Source organism: Marinobacter sp., from assembly GCF_965229985.1.
GTDB lineage: Bacteria > Pseudomonadota > Gammaproteobacteria > Pseudomonadales > Oleiphilaceae > Marinobacter.
In genome coordinates this window covers 587942-606163 of record NZ_OZ245935.1, presented here as the reverse complement: position 1 = coordinate 606163, position 18222 = coordinate 587942, and the positions used below count along the sequence as shown (strand labels likewise).

The following is an 18222-nucleotide window of genomic DNA, read 5'->3' as shown; positions in this document are numbered from 1 at the left end:
GTATGAGAGCATTACGATGCTCATGGGGATCGGGATTCCCGGCACAAAATGCACGATGCGGAGTTTACAATGACAAAACTAGCCCTGGTAACCGGTGCCAGCGCCGGCATTGGCCGTGAAGCCTGCGCCCTCTTTGCCCGAAAAGGCTACCGGGTGATCGCCCTGTCCCGACAGCCAACCGGCGTCGAGTCTGCAGACCTGGAACTGGCGCTGGATCTGGAGTCCTTTGAGCAGATTGAAGGGCTTGCCGGCGCTCTGGACACGGAAGTTGCAGCAGCCGAGCGGGTTATTCTGGTCAACAACTCCGGTTACGGGCAATTCGGCGCGCTTCGCGACCTGTCCGAATCCATGTGGCAAAAGCAATTCAGCACCCACGTATTCGGCCCCATCAAACTGGCCGCCGTCTGCCTGAGTCTCTGCGAACAACACGGCACACCCTTGCGGGTTATCGCGATTAGCTCCGTTCTCTCCATCGCGCCCCAGAAAATGAAAGGCGCCTACTGTGCCGCCAAATCCGCGATGAACACGGCCCATGAAAGCTTCTGGTTTGATGAACAGGGCAGCAACAGCCTGGAAAGTGTTTCGCTTGTGCTCCCGGGCCCCGTGGTGACCCGGTTCAGAGAACATGCCCTGGCGGCTTTGCAGCCCGTCCTTGGGCGAGCAAGCGCCGTGCACCGGGAAAAGTACAAAGCCATGGAAGCAGCGCTCGCGCCAGGCGCCAGAATCAAGCCCTTTACAGCCAGTGCGTCGGACGTCGCGAAAAAGATTGTCAGGGCAGCAGAGGCGACACGACCCAAGCCTCGATATCTGGTTACACCCCAGACCTACGCGGCCGAATTTGTCACCCGGTTTATTCCCCGGTCGATCCAGAGAATCATCTTGAGCTAGGGCGGGTCTTCTTCACCCGCCGGGACCGGCTCAATTCATCCTTAACAAAAGCCCCGACGGCCTTGAGGATGCCCAGATCCGGATCAGCCTCCTCGCCATCCGCCAGCCGGAAAATCTGCTGGTAGTACCAGGCCTGGCCGCCCAGCACGTTGATGACTTTGAATGGCATCAGTGGGCTGGCGGGTGAGAAAAATCCTCTCTGCGCAAGCTTGACGTAATCTTCGTAGCAAACCGTCTTATCGATGCGCCCTCCAAGCAGATCCCTGGGCGTATCCGGATCCGTGCAGAGCGGCCGGCCAAGGCCAATCACGTCGGTTTCGCCATTGGCGACTGCCTCCTCCATAAACGCGCGCGTCCGGAATCCACCGGTGACCATCAGCGGGCAATCGCACACCTCGCGAATCTTTTGGGCATAATCCAGGAAGTAAGCCTCCCGCTTGCGAGTGCTTTCCCGCATGGCCGGCCCATCGCTCGCCGTGTCGGCATCACCGCTGTACCCGAGCAGCCGCGGCTGTTCGTAGGTGCCGCCGGACACCTCCAGTAGATCAATACCCTCCTCATTGAGCCAGCGCACCACGTTCACGGACTCGTCGAGCGTAAAGCCGCCCTTGCGGAAATCGTCGGAATTCAACTTTACCGCCACCGGAAACTCCGGCCCCACCGCAGCGCGCGTCGCCCGCACCACCTCGAGCAGGAAACGGGCGCGATTTTCCAGCGACCCGCCCCAGCGATCGGTGCGCTGGTTGGTGACCGGCGACAGAAAAGAGGACAACAGATACCCATGAGCCCCATGCACCTGAACGCCGGTGAAGCCCGCCTCTTTCGCGATCCGGGCCACATTGGCAAAGCGCTGGATAAAATCGAGGATCTCCGGCTCTGTGAGCGCCCGTGGGCGAGCATAGTTGCCCATCAGCGAAAGCTGCACCGCCGAAGGCCCCATCGGACGAGTGGTCACGTAACGCGGTGACTGGCGACCGGCATGGGAGATCTGCATCCACAGATGGTTGCCATTGCGGGTGCCCGCCTCGGCCCAGGCACCCAACTGCGCCATACCCTCCGGCTCGCCTTCAGCCGGCGCCGGATCAATCGCCACGTTACCCGGCCGCTCCAGCACACGGTGATCAATCATCACGTTGCCGGTAATCAACAGCCCTGCTCCGCCATCGGACCAGCGACTGTAAAGGGTTTCATGGCGGTGGGTGGCGTGTAGCTGGTCGTCTGCCAGCCCCTCGGTCATGGCAGCCTTGGCAATACGATTGGGCAGGACGGCTCCGCAGGGGAGCTTCAGGGGTTTGGCGAGGGGCGATGTCCAATGGGAAATTGAGTCAGCAGAATCCAACGACACGGTTATTTACCTCTGAATGGAGAAGCGTTTGGAAAACGCGCCGATCCCACCATCGCCAAACTAAAAACGCGCTCGGTAGTTTTGGGGCAACAACTGCACGTGCTGCTCAATCGCCCCCGGCAAAATGAAGAACCTCGGAGCGGTGGTGAATTCGTAAACCCGATACAGGCGGAACGCGTCTGAAAAATCGTTGGAAAATGCCCGCTCATTCTCGCTAATGAAAAACGGCAGATACTTCCCTGAATTCGTCGCCTTAACTTCCAGGAAGCGCTCTTGATCACCAGCCGCATCAAAAGAGCGAATGTCGAAACCTAATCCGTCACCACGTTCCTTACTCGACCACTCCACATCTGCCGCCAGGTCCGGCCGACCTTGTGCGGTAAGCCTCTGCTTCTCGAGGCGAAGAACAAATTCTTCAGCGCGCTCGCCCAGCTGACGATTTCGGCGTTCCCTTTCAGAGAAGTCGATACGTTTCGCTAGGTAGCTTGGCCTGTTCTCGGCCACATGAGGAATTCGCTCTGGCGGTTCCGGATCAAAGACCGAATCCCAGGCCCGATCACTATGATCCGGCTCTTCGGCGACCTTATCCGCAACGAGATTAACGTCATCAACGACCTTCTGATGACCCGCAAGATAAGACAGGACTACCTGTTTGAGTTGTTGCTGGTAATTGAAAGCAGGTTTGTAGCCGGGGATGTATGGAAGCCCCAATTCCAAGAGCACAGCGCTGACGTTCTGGTGTTTGTATTCGATCGATCCTTCGGAGCGATTATTCAAGCGCGGTTGCAGTGCCCTGCGGTGTTCTGCCTTACTGTAGGTCGCGCCGACGAGGTGTTTCTCCAACATCGTCACGTAATCATTGACCAAAAACTCACATTCCAACCAGTCCCAGCCGCCACGTTCAGGTTGAAGAAGGTCACGAATCGACTTCTTATCAAGGCTAACCAACAGCGCGGATCTCAGAAGCTCTCGGGCAATTTGGTTTCCCAGCAGTTCGAAAAGCTCATCGTCCAGAAATGCGTAATTAATGTGAGCATCAATGACGCCCTGCGATGTCGCCGTTGTTAGTTGCTGATATTGCTCCTGCTGGCCGGGTCTGACCTTGAGGTGCCAAAACCCTTCGCTTCGGAGATGGAAGTACGGTAGGTGGGGATTGTTCCGATCCGAAGGAGACGCCAGTTCTTGAAAACGTTTTGTGAATTGGCGCTTTAAATTCTCATCAAATCTGAATTGGTTGGTCTTCGTTTCACCCAGCTCAATAAGATCCATGACCGCCTGCAACATGGCCACTTTGTGAGGGCTTTTATTGGCGCCTCCCCTGTTCATCCGAAGGGTTGCAAAGCGCTTCTCGTAATCAAGCAAACTCACCGGCCACTCCAGTAATCCGCTTTCTCCGGAATGACCCATCGCACCCCACCACGAGGATCTTGTTGGTCGCCCGCATACCTCGGAATCAGGTGACAATGCATGTGCAAGACCGTCTGCCCTGCCGCCGCTCCACAGTTCATACCGATATTGTAGCCGTCCGGCTGGTATCGCTCTTCAAGCCACTGCTTACCGTGTTCCACCAGCTCCATGATCGCTTGTTGTTCAGCGGCGGTAAGATCAAACCAGTCGGCGGCATGTCGATTGGGGACGATCAACAAATGACCTTTGGAGACCGGAAAGCCATCCAGGCGGGTATGGGACAGCGCATTGGACGGCATTGAGCCTAGTTCTGATGTTTCAGTGCCGGTGCAAAAGGGACAGCTTTGTTCCATTACAAACTCCTAGTTTCTTCCCTCACACTGTTGAACAAAAGTCTCGCAAGTACAAACGCTTAATCAGGGCTCACCATGATGACTTTTGATCCGCAAAATAACTTCCCTACGAAACTCTCCATGTCCATGCGTCGCCCGTGGGTGAGCAATACGAAAACAGGTACTGCCTCCGGCACGGAACTCCCAAAGTTTTTTTGGAATGACCGGAGCCGTATTTTCATAGCCATCAAAATGATCATTGAAAAGACTGCGAATCATGGGATCTACGCCGTCATACCCAGTGGCAAAAATAATGAAATCCGGTTTGAGGTGTTTTATCTGTGCCGCCAGAAGCTCATTGGACATCGAAACAACCTCAGCCAGCTCGTTTTCGGGCCGATCTTTGGCGGTTTTCTTGTTGTAATCCCAGGCAAAGAGATTGGCGTAGACTAACGCCTTAGGGTTAACTCCCAGGTCTCTTGCTAGTCGAAAAAAGTATTGCTTGAAACGACTCCCTGATTTTTTAATAAGGCTTCCATCCGCTCTAAACTCCAGGTGCCTCTGATATCGTTCAGTAGCCTCGGTGACAATTTTTCCTGTGTCACCATCCCCATTGGCATTTAATATACGGCGCATCGTATTTTTACCGTTATTCGTATTCCAGCCCGCCGTTTCACGGCCAACCAGCATCACTTTAGGGCTACTTGCCCAGTATTCGTCGAAAGGTACCGGCAAAAACACACCCGAGTATTTGTCACTTGCCAGGTCAAAAGGCTCGGATTTCAGGCCAGCGAGTATCCGTTCGTAATCATTTCTTAAAGCATCCATTACATCACTGCCAGTCAGTTGGAAAAGTGGGCTGCTCCATCAGGCGACCATTCCATCGTCATAATGCCGCCGCTAAATCGCACAATACCTTGCTTTCGAGGAGACTGACTGCACTGCCCCCGGTAGGCTATGAAAGTATCCAGCAATTCCATTAGGTGAAGCTTGAATCCAGATTCGCTGATCTCGTCAAAGATCTCATCGTCAATCGTCCACGAAGCACCGCTCAGTCGATTTTCGTGATCTGCCTGGAAGGAGACCTCACCTTTTGAACGAACAATGTTCGGGTACTGTTCAGACAACATTGTGAGGCGGGTTTGTTCAAAGTCTTGATCGAAATCGAGCATGGCTATTCCTTAGGTGGAAGGAGGACACGTGCTACTCATTCAGATGTTAATACCTCAAGCCGACAGGTGCTGTCGCTTCAAGTACTCAGCCATGAGAGTCCTAAATCACGAATACATCCCGACTCGCGTCGCGACTGAGGTAGAAACCATCGCTACGCCGGTTGATTTCTGGGGACGATCTGATTCAAAGGCGCCAGATTGATAACCAAAGCACGCCGAATTTTCTCCCACTCGTCCTCAGAAAACTCCCTCCGAACCAGATTACCCAAGAGCTCCTCCTGCCTAGGTTGACCAAACGCCAGACGATACAAAGAGAGAACCTTGAGCGCTTCATCCAATCGAGCCTCTTCACGGCTCATGGGCATCATCGGAACCAGTCGTTCAATTTGCGCAGTCCCCGACGGAATATGCCAGTACGGCGTCAAATCACTGGTCCGGCGCTCAGAGACGCGGTCAATTTCTGAAAACAGGTTTTCCCAATAATCTCCGCTATCACCCGGCTGATCCAGATCCAACCCGTGAGAATTCGCATACTCAGTCGCCCGGCGGCGAACCACTAGAGACTTATAGCGATTCACCCGCCCCTCCCTTTGCTCAATATCGATCGGATTAGACGGCAAATTCCAATGAACCACTCGGTTGCAATACCAGTGAAAATCCAGGCCTTCCTGGCCGATGGATGTGGAATTCAACATAAACGGTTTGAATGGCGAATTAAAACCGTCTCGGATGTGCTCAACGCGAATCTGCTGCTTGTCATCGGTGGCGCTCTGTATGCCCAACGGAACAGCAAAATGGCATCGCAGCGAGGCGTTCAAAGGGCTTAAATGACGCTGGCCATCTGCGTGGCCCAAGTACTGAAAAGTCACGGATGAAGTCTGAAAGCCCATCACGCCTGCAAACCGTTCTGCTGCCTCGCCAGCGGACAGACCGCTGCCCTTCAACAGGTGCCCGTATTCATCGATCATGGCCTGGAAGCCACCGCGCGCGCAGTAGTTCAGGATTTTGCGAGATTTCCAGATGCTGCTCAGCTGTGAGGCGTTCTTGAGCCTGGCTCCTGATTGCTTTTCGATGACCGCAATCGACTCCGGCTTGTTGAATAGCGTGAGTACCCCAAAAGCGATGCGAATTGCCGCATTCAATGCGGCCGGCGACCCAATATCATAGAGCCCTGAGAACATGCGAAGCGCACATACCCCGGGTCCCGCGATGGAAAGCAGAGCAAGGTAATCACCCAGGTCATTTGGCATTCTGCCCAGCGTTTTTTGTCCGGCCAGAAGCTGCTCCAGGCTGTCGGCAATCTCATCCAGATGCTTCCGCCGCCCTACATCCTTTGAGTTTGCCTGCTCGGTCTGCAGCCAATTCTGCCAGTCTTCCAGTGCATCGCTGTAACCACTGACATGGTCCAGCAACATGCCAGCATACGCGTACCAATTATGGTCCTCAGGCCCGTCACTCCCATATTGACGGAGGCTTGTCAGCCTATCCCCAAACTGCGCACTCCGCTGGGCCAGAAGCTCGTCCAATGGGGTATCACTTCGGGCTAAAGACTCTGACGCCAACACACGCGAGGGATAAATCAGTGACCACCCTGTCAGCGCGTTCTTACCCTCTAGGCGAATGAGCGGAACACTCCGCTTCTTAGCCTCAACAAAATATTTGGAGCGGCTGCCTTTTCTCTTCTGGAGACGCCTCTCCACTTCATAGGACAACAAACCACTAAGGGCCCGAGGGACCATTGCCCAAGCTGAGAACAGCAGGGTTTTGGTGAAGTTACGGTTGGCTGCAAATGCGCCCTGTAAGGGGTAATGAGGAGCGCTGGGGGGAATCCACAGCAATTCCTCTACCCTGTCATCCAAGATCCGTTTTACGAGCCCACGAACTTTTGCGTTCGGTGCCTCTTCTAAGAGGTTTAGTCGAAAATTGGCAATACGCTCCCGAGGCAACCAACTGAAGGTCGATTTTCCGAGAGCAGACCGGACCTTGGAGTTCTTCAGGTTCCGCTCCAGTCTGTCCCTGAACGAATAGCCACCGAGAAAAGACAACGCCCAGGGAGCGGATTTATAGAACTCCATTAGTTGATGACCGTGCCTTGACTGGGACACCTGATCAACGGTATCCGCCAGCCCCGTCATTGCTGCAAAGGATTTGATATCGCTTTGACTGAAGTACTTCGCGCAATCGAGGCGCTCTGATTTAAATACCGAGTCAACGTTTTCTCCGATCTGTCCACGCTCGGTACGGGCAATAAAATCCGAAAGTGCCCGCTCCACTCTCCGTTTTTCAGCATCCGAGAGATCCTCGACTGAAAAGGAATCATCCCGAAGTCGCAGGATTGTCGCTAAAAGGTCTTTCCTGGCTGCCTCATATTCGGAAAGGCGTTGTTGGTCAGAATTCATCAGGAATGTCAGGAGGTGGCGTAATTCTTCCTGGTGGGAGGCTTCAACTTCATCATCTTCTATGCGGCTCAGCGCTTTAAAGGGCGTCGCAGATAACAGCAGGATTTTTCCAGGATTATCGCGCTTGAACACCTCTTGTGCGATAAGGGCGTTTTCTGAATCCTCCGACATGTCCAGGAGGGAATCAAAACGCTGAAATTCATCCAGGATGAATAGGTCTGCGCGAATATGCCGGGCACAAATTTTGGCCAACCTGGTCCGCAGGTCCGAACGCAACCGGTAAAAAGAAGTGGAGCTGACGTTCGATGCTGCTTCAGTAAGTCCATCCAAAAGCACGTTCCAGGTTTTCTCGGAGTCTTCCGCCAAACACCCGGAGAACCGACGACCAATGGCCTCCAACACATTAATGTAAGAACAACCGGCAAGACCAAGCCAGTCTGCAAGATCCTCCGAAAGCGGGGCCTCAGCTTCAAGATCACTCAGAAATTCATCAACAAGATCTTGGTCCAGCTCGAACGAGCTTTTAAACCTGCGTTTCTGTTCATCCCATGTGCTGTGTTTGACTTTGCTACGCATCAGTCGGTCCAGTACCGACGACCATGGCCTCAAAGCGTCGTGGCTCATCAAACACCGAAAGAGGATCTGCCGCTCCCAAACATTACCATCACTGTTTGTGAGCGAGAACGAGGTGGAGGGAGTCAGTGAACAGACCTCAAGCAACTGGCCATTGGCTCCGTGCCTTTCTTTGGCTGCCAACTCCACCAAACGACCGAACGAGGGCTCTCTGACATATTTCTTGGCAAGATTGTCGCTGAACACCGCCAGCTTTTTACGATTCTCGTTTGCCAGAGCCAGGTTGGAACAGATGTAGGTCACGCGAAAAGTTTGCTGGGGCTGTTCGGCAGGGCCAGATTCCAGGCTGTGATTGATCTGCCGGCGAAGCATCTGTGCGATGACACCCTTGGCGACAATGGTCTTGCCCAAACCGACTTCATCAGCAACAAGAACTCGCTCGCTGTGTCCCTCTGAAAAAAAGTTTTCAATCACTCGCTCTACCGAGGCTTGCTGAAAATCTTTCAAGCCAGCCAGGGTTTTTTCGATTTGCTCGAACACCTCATGCATAAACCAACACTATCCTTAGCGCTTTGCGGGCGCAAAATGCCGCCACAATTGAGCAAACCGTTTGGGAACGGGCACTGACGTTCCCTCAAGCCGATCGATCATCTTTTGAATTCTCCCAAGCACCTCAGTGTCCCGAGCAGCAGCAAGCATCAACTGCTCAAAAATCGGGGAGTCACCGAACAAGGTGGCCAAGGCTCCCGCCTGACCACTGGAGCCATCAAAGCTAAACCAATCGTTTTTGTCCGGATGTCGTTGCAGGAGAAGACGAATGTAATTCAGAAACTTATCTTCCGTATCCACCAGCTGCTCGATAATGCGTCGCTCGCGGTCCGTGCCCGTAGGTAAATGTAGGTCTGTCTGAATAACCAAATGCTCGGTTTCAGCGCTTGCCTGCGAAGTAATTTTCACGGCCAGGAACGCGCTGAGCTGGTTTAGATTCAAGTTGCTCCAGCAGATGACGCTGTCGAGAAGCCGATAGGAGCCACTCACTGGCAAAAGGCTCACCTCCACCGATAGTCCCTCTGGCAGTTGCGGCATCTCATCTATCGAAAGCTCTAACTCAAAAAGTGTGGGATCGCTCTCTGCTTCCCTGGCAGACAATGTCCAATTCGCTTTGATCAGATCAAACGAGAGGATGCGAAACAAATCTCTCTCGCTCTCGCCCTCACTCGCTGATCGCTCTTCAAACTGGTGCTCCACAAACAGCCCGTTGCCAGGATTATCTTTATCAATCCACTGGTCAAACAACACGGCCGGACCAATCAAAGCACTCTTCCCTGTCAGCCTGACCATCAATTCAGTATTGCGCGGGTCGGCGCCTGCATTGCCCAGGGCCGCAGCTGTCGCATTTGCAGACCCAAGATGCCAGTGGCAGGTTTGCCCTCGCTCCACGACGATCAGTTTTGCGTGAAGATTCTGCCTGCCAGTGCCCATCTCCAGACGTTCTTCACCATCAACGACATCCGTGTTGATGGAAAAACAGGACCACCCCTCAAGCTTCTCCGGCCCTATCTCATCAAGCTCTTCACCCCGGCTGAATAACCAGCGATTACCCTCTGGAGCTCTTTGAGCCAACTCATCCAAAGCTCCCACGCCACCGACAGAATCTTTCAGAAATGGCGAAACGACCAATATTGAGTCATTCGGGCTCAGCATATCCAGTGGCTGGCCATACCTGGGCCCACCCGCAAGAATTCTAGGATCTCTAAAATTCTCAGGTGGGTGCCAGTTGATCCGGCCAAGCTCCTTTCTGATAAACTTGCCAGGCTCAAAGGAAGGATCCTGCAGCAGCAGATCTCTCACCAGGTCATCCCACCCCTGGTGGGCGCTGTAAATTGATTCGCGAGAAACCTCACCGTCCAAAGACAAGGCAAGGTCCCAACTTCGATCAAATGTGAGGTTTCGGGAAAGCACTATCAAGCGATAGCGAACCGGACGTTTGGGGGCGGTGTATCGCAGGAGCCAAAACTTCGGATGGAAAGAGGAATAAGCCACATTCCCCGGCATTACCGGCTGAAGCCAGGGCTCTAGCAAGGCAAACAAGCGATTATAGGTGCCTGGTAGCTTTATTTTTCCGGCCTGATAGAACACCTTCAAACGGCCATTCAGCTGGCCAACGGCCTCTAAGAGTGCCAGGCGCTCGCCCTGAATTTCGCCTTCCAAGGTATCATGGAAACATAGCGCGACCGGGACGGACAGGAGAGCATCCAGGTCGAGCGTGTAGGTTGCGGCGATGGCAGAATCGAGCTCATACCCCTCCGGAGGCCGCAGCTCCCAGCCATAATCCACTCTTTCGGCTTTGGGGTTCAGCATTCAGCACCCTGCACAATATCCCTCAGAATAGTCCTAGCTGTCGGCCAACGGTAGCTCAACGAATCCATCCCCTGCCAATGCGGCGCTTCACCCAAATTCTTCAGGAGCACTGAGCGACGGCCTTTGTTTTTCCGGGCTCGGCTTTCAACCAGTTTATCCAGACTACTGACAGGCTGATTCTGAAAAATAGCTTCATGCCACTGACGCAGAAACTCACGTGAATTCAATTTGATTCGGGCTCCGCCAGCGGTGGCAGCCTCCAACCAGTCATCCACACTGGAAGCCGAGAACAGATTTCGATCCCTGATTTCCTCAAGCCATTCGGAAAAAAGCTCCTCACGCTCAGCCACCAACTCAACGTTACCGGATTTCCTCGCAATCAATGCATTGAACCGGATATGCGCTCCGTATATCGCATCACTGAACTCATTCGCCAGCTCAAGAGTGTGCCTACATTGAGGAGAGACTTCGGCTCTACCCTTCGTCCACGCAACAACCTCGGGGAACGTCAGAGAAGTAGCTGTATCTTCAGCCAGTTCCGGTGCCAAACCATGAATCAGTAACTGGGCGACAACGCTGTTTCGAATGGCGGGGGTATGAGTCAGCTTATCAATGAGAAATCGGGCCTCAGACTCAGATAAATGGATCGCAAGATCCTCCATCCAGCCCGACTCAAAGACATCCAGATGTACCATGGAGCGATGCGATATCGCATCAGAGTCATCATCCTCATGCTCTGAGGCACGGGAAGCCGATCGAGTTTGATTTATTTCTCTGGAAAACTCAGCTAGAGATTTTGAGGTATTCACAATCCCGATCTGGCGGAGACCATTCCAATAAACAGACGAGGGCTTTCGGGCTACGCCCTGTTCACTATCAACCATTTCCGCGCCGATGATGCCACTCTCAGCCGATCCATGACGCTCCACCAAAACCTTGGCGACCTCGTTCTCCTGCGACTCCAGGTAATCCCTGAGTGATGTCCGGCGCTGTGTCCTTGCATCCAGCTCCATGTAGTCGCGGATAATTCGGGGCACTGTGATGAAATATTTGGCCCGCGTCTGGATGGTTGAAAACCCGGGAAACAAGAGATCGGCAAAAGCATCGCGGATCTGGCCTATTCCCAACTCATCCAGAGTCCCAGGCTCTTGCAACATCGCCAGGACTTGCGACACTTTTTCCCTGTCCGTGGATGAAAAGTCTACCCAGCCAATACTGCTCATAGCGGTCCCAAATCCCGAGGAGCCCCAGCCTCGGTGTATTCCCCTAGTGCCCCCGCCATCAAAGAATGGACTCGCGCCAAGTCTTGGGCATTCTGAGAGAAAAATCCAATCGGAACGGGCGCCGGGTATCTTCTTGAGTCTGTGAAGTGATAAAGAACTGCAACGAACTTATCTTTCAAAAGAAGAATTTCGACAGGAGATAGAAGCTCCGACTCAACAAAGCCATAGAGCCTTTTACCGGCTTCCGTATTCTCGCGCCGAGCAATGCCCTTTGCACGCTTGTCCCGATCATCTGGTAATGGGACATAAACCTTGAAACCATTTATTCCAGATTGGTGGTTTGAGAACAGTTCATAAACCTCAGAAAGCGCCTGGCCATGCCGTTCACATTTACCCCAGAGTTCGTGGCAAGATGGCGCCAACCAGATAAGTTCGGCCTTCTCAGTCTTATCTGACTTGAGGGTTGATTTCAGCTTCTCAAAAATATCCTGCCAATTGCGCTTCAGCTGTAAAGAGCCATACAGGCGCCGCCTTTCAGATTCCGTGCCATGACCCTGCAGGTCATCAATGGCCAGCGATGCCAACCTGTCCGCGTTCAACCCCTCATCCTGAATCAGCCTATGGGTAAACTCATCTTCAAGCAGATCGGCGACTTTCGAAATTTGATTGATATTGTTGGAGCCGCAGGCAGAACTAAGCGCCTCGGTCCTGGCTCGAATATAAGTCTCAGATTCGGGCAGGCCATCTCGGTCCTCAAACTCGAACTGATAAGTTGCAGCATTTAGCGACAGGACTTCCGGAACCTTCTCCACAAAGTCCTTTCTTTTGCTGCAGTCACTGAATTTGTAAATTTCAGGCGTACCTCCTTGAGGCGCTCCTTTAACCAGATGACCTTTCTTGTAAATGTCGTGAATATTCCTCTGGAAGGATTCTTTTGCAAGCCTCTGAGATTCAGCGACTTGTTCCTGGTCAACTTTCAGCCTCAAGGTTCGACTATCTCGGCCAGACTTGGAATTGTTTCCGAGGTAACTGAAGGTCAAAAGGTCAAAGCAAAAAGGTTTCCGATAATTCGCGATCGATTCGCGCATTGGTGAGGTATCGGTATCAGCGAACAGAGCATGCCCTTTAGCTGTAAGGCCGAGTTTTCCATCTTTCCGATACTCCACTTCTCCGGAACTAAAGAAGCCCGTAAGCGCATGATCAAGCTCTTTGCGTGAGAACCCAAAAAAGTGCGCAACCTCCTGTGGAAGGAAGTCCGCCACGTGGAGCAGTTTGAGTAAAAAATCGGGAACGAAAGGCAGACTGCCCCGCTCTACGAGAGAATACTCGATCATATAAAGCTGAGATGGCACGGCGACATCAAACTCGAAAAGAGGAATATTACCGGTGGACATTTATTTGCCTCCTTTCTGTTTGGACGCGGGAAGAATATTGAAACTTCCATCACCCTGACGATCGCGAGTGTAAGCTGCTACCTTTCCAAGGCCATAGTGACTGTTCTTGCCACTCCAGACTCTCATGTCCCCGACAATAACCAGCCTTTCCATTGCCCGAGACATAGCAACGTTGACGCGGTTATCTGACCTCAGGAAACCCGGACTTCTCTCGGCATCCGACCTGGTCAACGACAGAATGATGATTCTATTTTCCTTCCCCTGGTAACTATCAACGGTGTCTATTTTTACTGTCTCCCTGAAATCATCACGCCAGTTCTGGGCCGCAAACTTTCTTTTCAGGAAGCGCTTCTGCTCTGAATACATGCAGATCACACCAATCGTCGGTTCTTTGTCATCTGAGACCGTATCGAGCAACCCTTTACAGAAAACATCGTCGCTCTCAATCGTCTTCAAAAGACTGATGATTTCGTCAGCTTCCGCTTCATTAAACTTACTCTTGTCCCCCTTAGAGTACGCTCTCTCGCCGAGCACACCGGTGTCCAGCCAGGTCACCTCACTTTTTATCGGTAAAGGCGCGCGGGAAAAGCATTCGGGTATGCGACGGTCACCTGTTTCTAGCCTTCCTCCATAGAAGACAGTGGAAACCAAGCCGCCAATCGCTTTATTCATCCGATACTGCATAGTGAGGGTAGCGCCAATGCGTTTCCCATAAGACGACTCAAAGGAACGCTCGAAGTCGCTTCGCATGATGAAGTCCAGCTCGTCAGATTTGGGTGCGACACCGAATTCCCGAGCGATACCAAGCTTGTGGTCATCTTGATAAGTGGGTGGAAGCTGTCGATGGTCGCCGACTAAAAGAATGCGCTTCCCAACTTGCATGGCAACCGCCAATTCACTGGAAGAGGAGCGGGCTGCTTCATCAATGATGACCCAATCAAAAGGTGTCTTGTTCAAAGCCAAGTGGCTCTGCCCCATCCCTACGCATGTGCCGCACACCAAGGTACGCGAACGAACCAGAAACTCATCATAGTTGGAGCTTTTGCTCTCCAGGCGCTCCAGCATCTCTTCCGAAACCCGTATCAAAGAGAGACATCGCCTGAGCTCATGAGGCCTTGCTCCGAATTCATTACAGACGGACTCGTGTAACTCCAGCAGAAGTTTCTGATATGCCCCCTCCTCAGGAAGGGGTCTGGAGAACAGCTCGTCCAAGGCGCTGGAGAGTATCGAACGGTAGGCTTCCCGCTCGCTCTTCATATCCCTCTGCATCTTAGAATCTAATTCCGTCGATCCCAGGTCTTTATCCAGCCTCTCAATTTCGTTTATAGGATGCCGGATGCGCTTCTCGACGGTCAGCAACTTCTCAATAAAATCCGGATTTACCTGAAGGGATCTGGCTAATGAGGTCAAACGATGAGTCTGTTCTGCCTCAAACAGGGCTTTCCTCTGATTCACCAACGCGCTGGAATAAACATCTTTCAGACCATCGGAAACCGCTTGATCACTGTTGCTGAAGCGGACAACGTCCAGGTCAGTATCAAGCTTCCGGCAATGAGACCTTATTCGCTCTACCGCGGTGTTTACCGCCTCGTGAGATTGAGAAACCAACAAAATATTGCTCACATTTTCCCGACTGACTAGGTAGTGACAAAACGCTGCAATGAACTCTGTTTTCCCGGTCCCTGGGGGACCTTGCAGAAGACCCAAAGGGCCATAGGCGATCAGTTTCTTGAAAGCTTCCTTCTGAGCCGTGTTAAGACCGATCACTTTGCCCGTTTCTCGATCCTCTCGCTGGTATAGCTCAAAATCGTTTTCTGACGGTTCCTCCGAGAGTTTTACGGGCTCCCTGTCGGAGTTCTCCTCAAAGTAAGCTGTGAGATCCGGAATGACCGATAGCTGATCAAGCACGCGTGTAACAGCTCTTTTCCTTCGATCGAGCGAAGTTTTATTCTGAGTGCTCATCAGATAAAGCGTTTCGTCAGGCTTTACAGAACGGGTCCTGGCCGTGTTCTCAACAACGATTTCTTTACCCGAGCTCTTGCGAACATCGACGTAACCAAGATAAGACGTCTTGTCGTCTTTTTTTCGAACCAGCCGGACCTCATCATCCTTATCAAAGCTTTCGAGAACAGCTCCCTCTGATGAGTAAGGAATCCTTATGGATGAGTGATCTCTGGTTGGGGAGGGTTCTTCAGACACCTCTATGGACGGCAGTCCCTCCGTCTCGGTATCGATGATGGTTTTCCATAAACGATTAACCGGGATGTCACGTTTTCGAACCTTATGCGACGCTTCGTCCGGCTCCTGCTCATTCTCCCGGGAAAGCTTCTGCTTTTCAGCTTCCGCTGTTTTAACCTCAAGCTCCGCGGAAGCGGCATGCTCCTCACGAGCTTGTTTTTCAATGGACAACTGCTGCACGTCATCCACCAAAGCAAGAAAATCTTCATTATCTGAAAAAAATTGGTTGAGCCCCGAGCAGTCATCGTGACCGTTCTGAATGAGTTCTAACGCACAATCAATTCTGTACTGGGCACTATTCCTATCCCGCCCCCAAATCTCGTCCTGCTTGTTCAAGAACAACACACGCCCAAACTTCCGCTCCGCAGGATCGTAGGTGCAAAGAAAGTTTCCTCCAATGCCGCTAAATTTAACCGTCAGCATCCGTGGCCGCTTGCGGTCAGGCTCCACAGTCACCAACAACTCACCATTATCCGGCAATATCGTCAGTGGATCGCTTACCCTCGATGTTTTAATAGAAACTGTTGTCCGCTGAACCTTGGGCTCTCTTTCCCTTTGGATCGCGTCGATAAATCGATCAAGAGAAATGAATCCTGCCTGGCTCTCTTGCTCCAGATTGATCAGATCCCGAAGGCTTTGAAGATCGTCTTCACGGGCGACATCCCACTCCATGCCAAGCAATTCTGCGGACATACGCATAACAGCGAAGTTGTCACGCTCATAGGGAGAAGCATGTTCCCAGGCCGGACTATACCGAGAGTTTTTTGTCTCATCCGAATCGATGGCCAGGTCGGGAAAGTCGAGGAGATAGATAATCGGCGATTCTTCAGGCTCTGCAGGCAGGACGACTTTCACGTTATCTGGATGCAAATCTCCATGAGCAATGTCCTGCTCATGGAGGAACGAGATGTGATCACAGAGCCTCTCAATTACTTGGAAGCGCATGTCTTGGTCCAAGTCTGTCAGTTCTGACCAGTGAACTCCCTCAATCAATTGCGAGACCACAAAAGGTTCATCGCGCTTTGCGAGCCCGAACTCATCGATCTTGGGAATAAAGCCCAGCTTTAACTTTTGAAGCCGCTCTACAGTTGTGAGAAATGTAAGGAGCCTTGGTCCGGCTCCCAGGTCATCACCACCAAGATCAAAACCTGGCCATGTCTTTACGACGTTGGAGCCTGAGCGATAAACCTCCTTGAGGGGATTATCAACATATTCCTCCTCCATTGGATACACTCGCTCAACACGGAGCGCAGGCTGTCGAAACCTGTCCAAAGTACTGTCGTCAAACTCGAAGACTTCGGCATTCGACGGCTGACCTTCGTTCAAAGCGCCGAGTAAGCTTCCCGCATCCGCGTAGCGCTCACTCGGTATCTTCTGGATCGCTCGCAAAATTACAGGGGCATACCATTCTTCACAGTGTTGCACGTCGCCAACAACCCTCTCTAATAGGCTACTGTCAGCCTTGTGAGGAATGTTTTGGGCTTTAACCAAATGCCAGAGCAGCATCCCGAGAGCAAACACGTCACGGGTATAAGGAGTAGCTAATTCAATGTCGGAGCCACTATCCTCAGGTAACTCTATAGCCCCAATGCTCAACTCCTTCCGCTGCTCCCCCACTGTGCCGGCCGGCTGGTAATAGGCTGCGATAAAGTTCGAAAGTGTTATTGCATTCGACGGGGACAACCAAACACTGTGATCGCCTACGTCCCTGTGGGCGACCTTCGCCCCATGCATCCTCGCAAACTGAGAGACGAGAACCTTGCCTACGTTCAGCCGCTCCTGGATCGAGTAGCCAACTACATGGCTATTGATAAAAGCATTGAAACGCAAGTGGCCGGTTGGGAGCTCGAACCTCTCGCAGAATTGGCGGGTCATATCATCCTGCGAAGGATTGGACATCGGCCGGAGACAGTTCTTATACAGCTCGGGTTCGATTAGACGAATCTGCGTCAGAACCTCCTGTTCTCTGGAAATGATTCTGTATCGACCTTCAGGTGTTTTAGGTTGGTTGCCGGAGAGCTTGTTAAAATCCCAAAGGCGAAGCAGTCCCCGATCAGACTTGTTCTGATCATTCACTGCCTCGTATTCGGTATATGCGCCCATCGGATGCGAGAAGATTTTCTCCTTAGCCCGATAGCCATCCACCACAAGGTCACGCTCTTGAACGTTGGATTCATCAAGGAGCTGATCAAATACCTCAAAGTAATCATTAAGGCCCTGTTGATCAGGATGAGGACGAAACGTTTTGTTAAATCGTTTCTCATCCGCGAGCTTCAGGAAATCATCCAGTGATAGAACGAAGTCTTTTTCGTTATCTGAAATGCCAGAGAAATCGCAGTTACCAGACATAACAACCCGGTATTCGATTCGGGGCACCTTTTTCCCGGGCAGTTGATGACGAATCCGATCAATTTTGTTTTTCAGGAGAAAGAACTTGTTTCTTGTTGTGCTGACGGGAGAGCGGCCCCTATCACTTCCATTCTGAAGCCAGCGATCGCCTGAGCTTGTTATGGTTCCGTGCCAATGTTTCAGCTCGACAATGAGGATGTTCTTGTGAGTGATGATAACCAGATCAAATTCGCCGTCCTTACCTTTGGAGTCGGAAAACCTAAATCCCGCATAGCCCTTCCAGGGCCACATTCCGGACTGGCGTTTGTTTCCCACCAAACTGCTGAGCTGTTGTCCCATGGCTGTTTGGTTTTGTTTTGATTTACGCTCCGCCATCGACGGAGGTGCACTCTTCTCATCAAATGCCACCTCCATTTTGCTGATGGCATTCAATTCGTGAATGAGGAGACCACCATCCCAAAGCTTGACTTCCATTTACTACTCCTGCTCCCACGGCATTGCCGCACCTCATAAAAAAGATCGGGCAAGGAATAGTCAAAAC

11 protein-coding genes are annotated in these 18222 nt (G+C 52.2%); 1 reads left to right on the top strand and 10 read right to left on the bottom strand.

The features are described 5' to 3' along the window. The first annotated feature begins 69 nt into the window (after nucleotides 1-69). Complete coding sequence (locus ACO06L_RS02730; RefSeq protein ID WP_202346630.1) at nucleotides 70-888, top strand: SDR family NAD(P)-dependent oxidoreductase; 819 nt, start codon at nucleotides 70-72, stop codon at nucleotides 886-888. Here the strand turns inward: ACO06L_RS02730 and ACO06L_RS02725 are convergent. The 10 genes from ACO06L_RS02725 to ACO06L_RS02680 all read right to left on the bottom strand — a co-directional run bounded on the left by ACO06L_RS02725 (nucleotide 875) and on the right by ACO06L_RS02680 (nucleotide 18155). Next, entirely contained in the window at nucleotides 875-2233 is a 1359-nt protein-coding gene (locus ACO06L_RS02725) for an NADH:flavin oxidoreductase/NADH oxidase family protein (RefSeq protein ID WP_320407625.1), read from the bottom strand. The two genes, ACO06L_RS02730 and ACO06L_RS02725, sit on opposite strands and share 14 nt — an antisense overlap. Nucleotides 2234-2293: 60 nt before the next feature. After that, complete coding sequence (locus tag ACO06L_RS02720) at nucleotides 2294-3640, bottom strand: DUF3883 domain-containing protein (protein WP_202346631.1); 1347 nt, start codon at nucleotides 3638-3640, stop codon at nucleotides 2294-2296. After that, complete coding sequence (locus ACO06L_RS02715; protein ID WP_202346632.1) at nucleotides 3598-3993, bottom strand: HIT family protein; 396 nt, start codon at nucleotides 3991-3993, stop codon at nucleotides 3598-3600. The genes ACO06L_RS02720 and ACO06L_RS02715 overlap by 43 nt, the downstream gene beginning before the upstream one ends. Nucleotides 3994-4056: 63 nt before the next feature. Continuing rightward, nucleotides 4057-4800: a hypothetical protein gene (locus ACO06L_RS02710; RefSeq protein ID WP_202346633.1), complete on the bottom strand. Its 744-nt coding sequence runs from the start codon at nucleotides 4798-4800 to the stop codon at nucleotides 4057-4059. Nucleotides 4801-4814: 14 nt separating this feature from the next. Next, nucleotides 4815-5144, bottom strand: coding sequence for a hypothetical protein (locus tag ACO06L_RS02705; RefSeq protein ID WP_202346634.1), 330 nt, complete (start codon nucleotides 5142-5144; stop codon nucleotides 4815-4817). Nucleotides 5145-5296: 152 nt separating this feature from the next. Next, a complete protein-coding gene (locus tag ACO06L_RS02700) occupies nucleotides 5297-8665 on the bottom strand; it encodes a DEAD/DEAH box helicase (RefSeq protein ID WP_202346635.1) in 3369 nt (1122 codons plus the stop codon). A gap of 15 nt (nucleotides 8666-8680) precedes the next feature. Beyond that, complete coding sequence (locus ACO06L_RS02695) at nucleotides 8681-10477, bottom strand: phospholipase D family protein (protein WP_202346636.1); 1797 nt, start codon at nucleotides 10475-10477, stop codon at nucleotides 8681-8683. Further along, nucleotides 10471-11700 carry a DUF6361 family protein gene (locus ACO06L_RS02690; RefSeq protein WP_202346637.1) on the bottom strand — a complete coding sequence of 410 codons (1230 nt, stop codon included), beginning with the start codon at nucleotides 11698-11700 and terminating at the stop codon, nucleotides 10471-10473. Before ACO06L_RS02690 ends, ACO06L_RS02695 begins: the two co-directional genes overlap by 7 nt. Beyond that, on the bottom strand, nucleotides 11697-13094 hold the full coding sequence (locus ACO06L_RS02685; protein WP_202346638.1) for a hypothetical protein: 1398 nt from the start codon (nucleotides 13092-13094) through the stop codon (nucleotides 11697-11699). The genes ACO06L_RS02690 and ACO06L_RS02685 overlap by 4 nt, the downstream gene beginning before the upstream one ends. Continuing rightward, on the bottom strand, nucleotides 13095-18155 hold the full coding sequence (locus ACO06L_RS02680) for an AAA domain-containing protein (RefSeq protein ID WP_421845260.1): 5061 nt from the start codon (nucleotides 18153-18155) through the stop codon (nucleotides 13095-13097). Nucleotides 18156-18222: the final 67 nt, after the last annotated feature.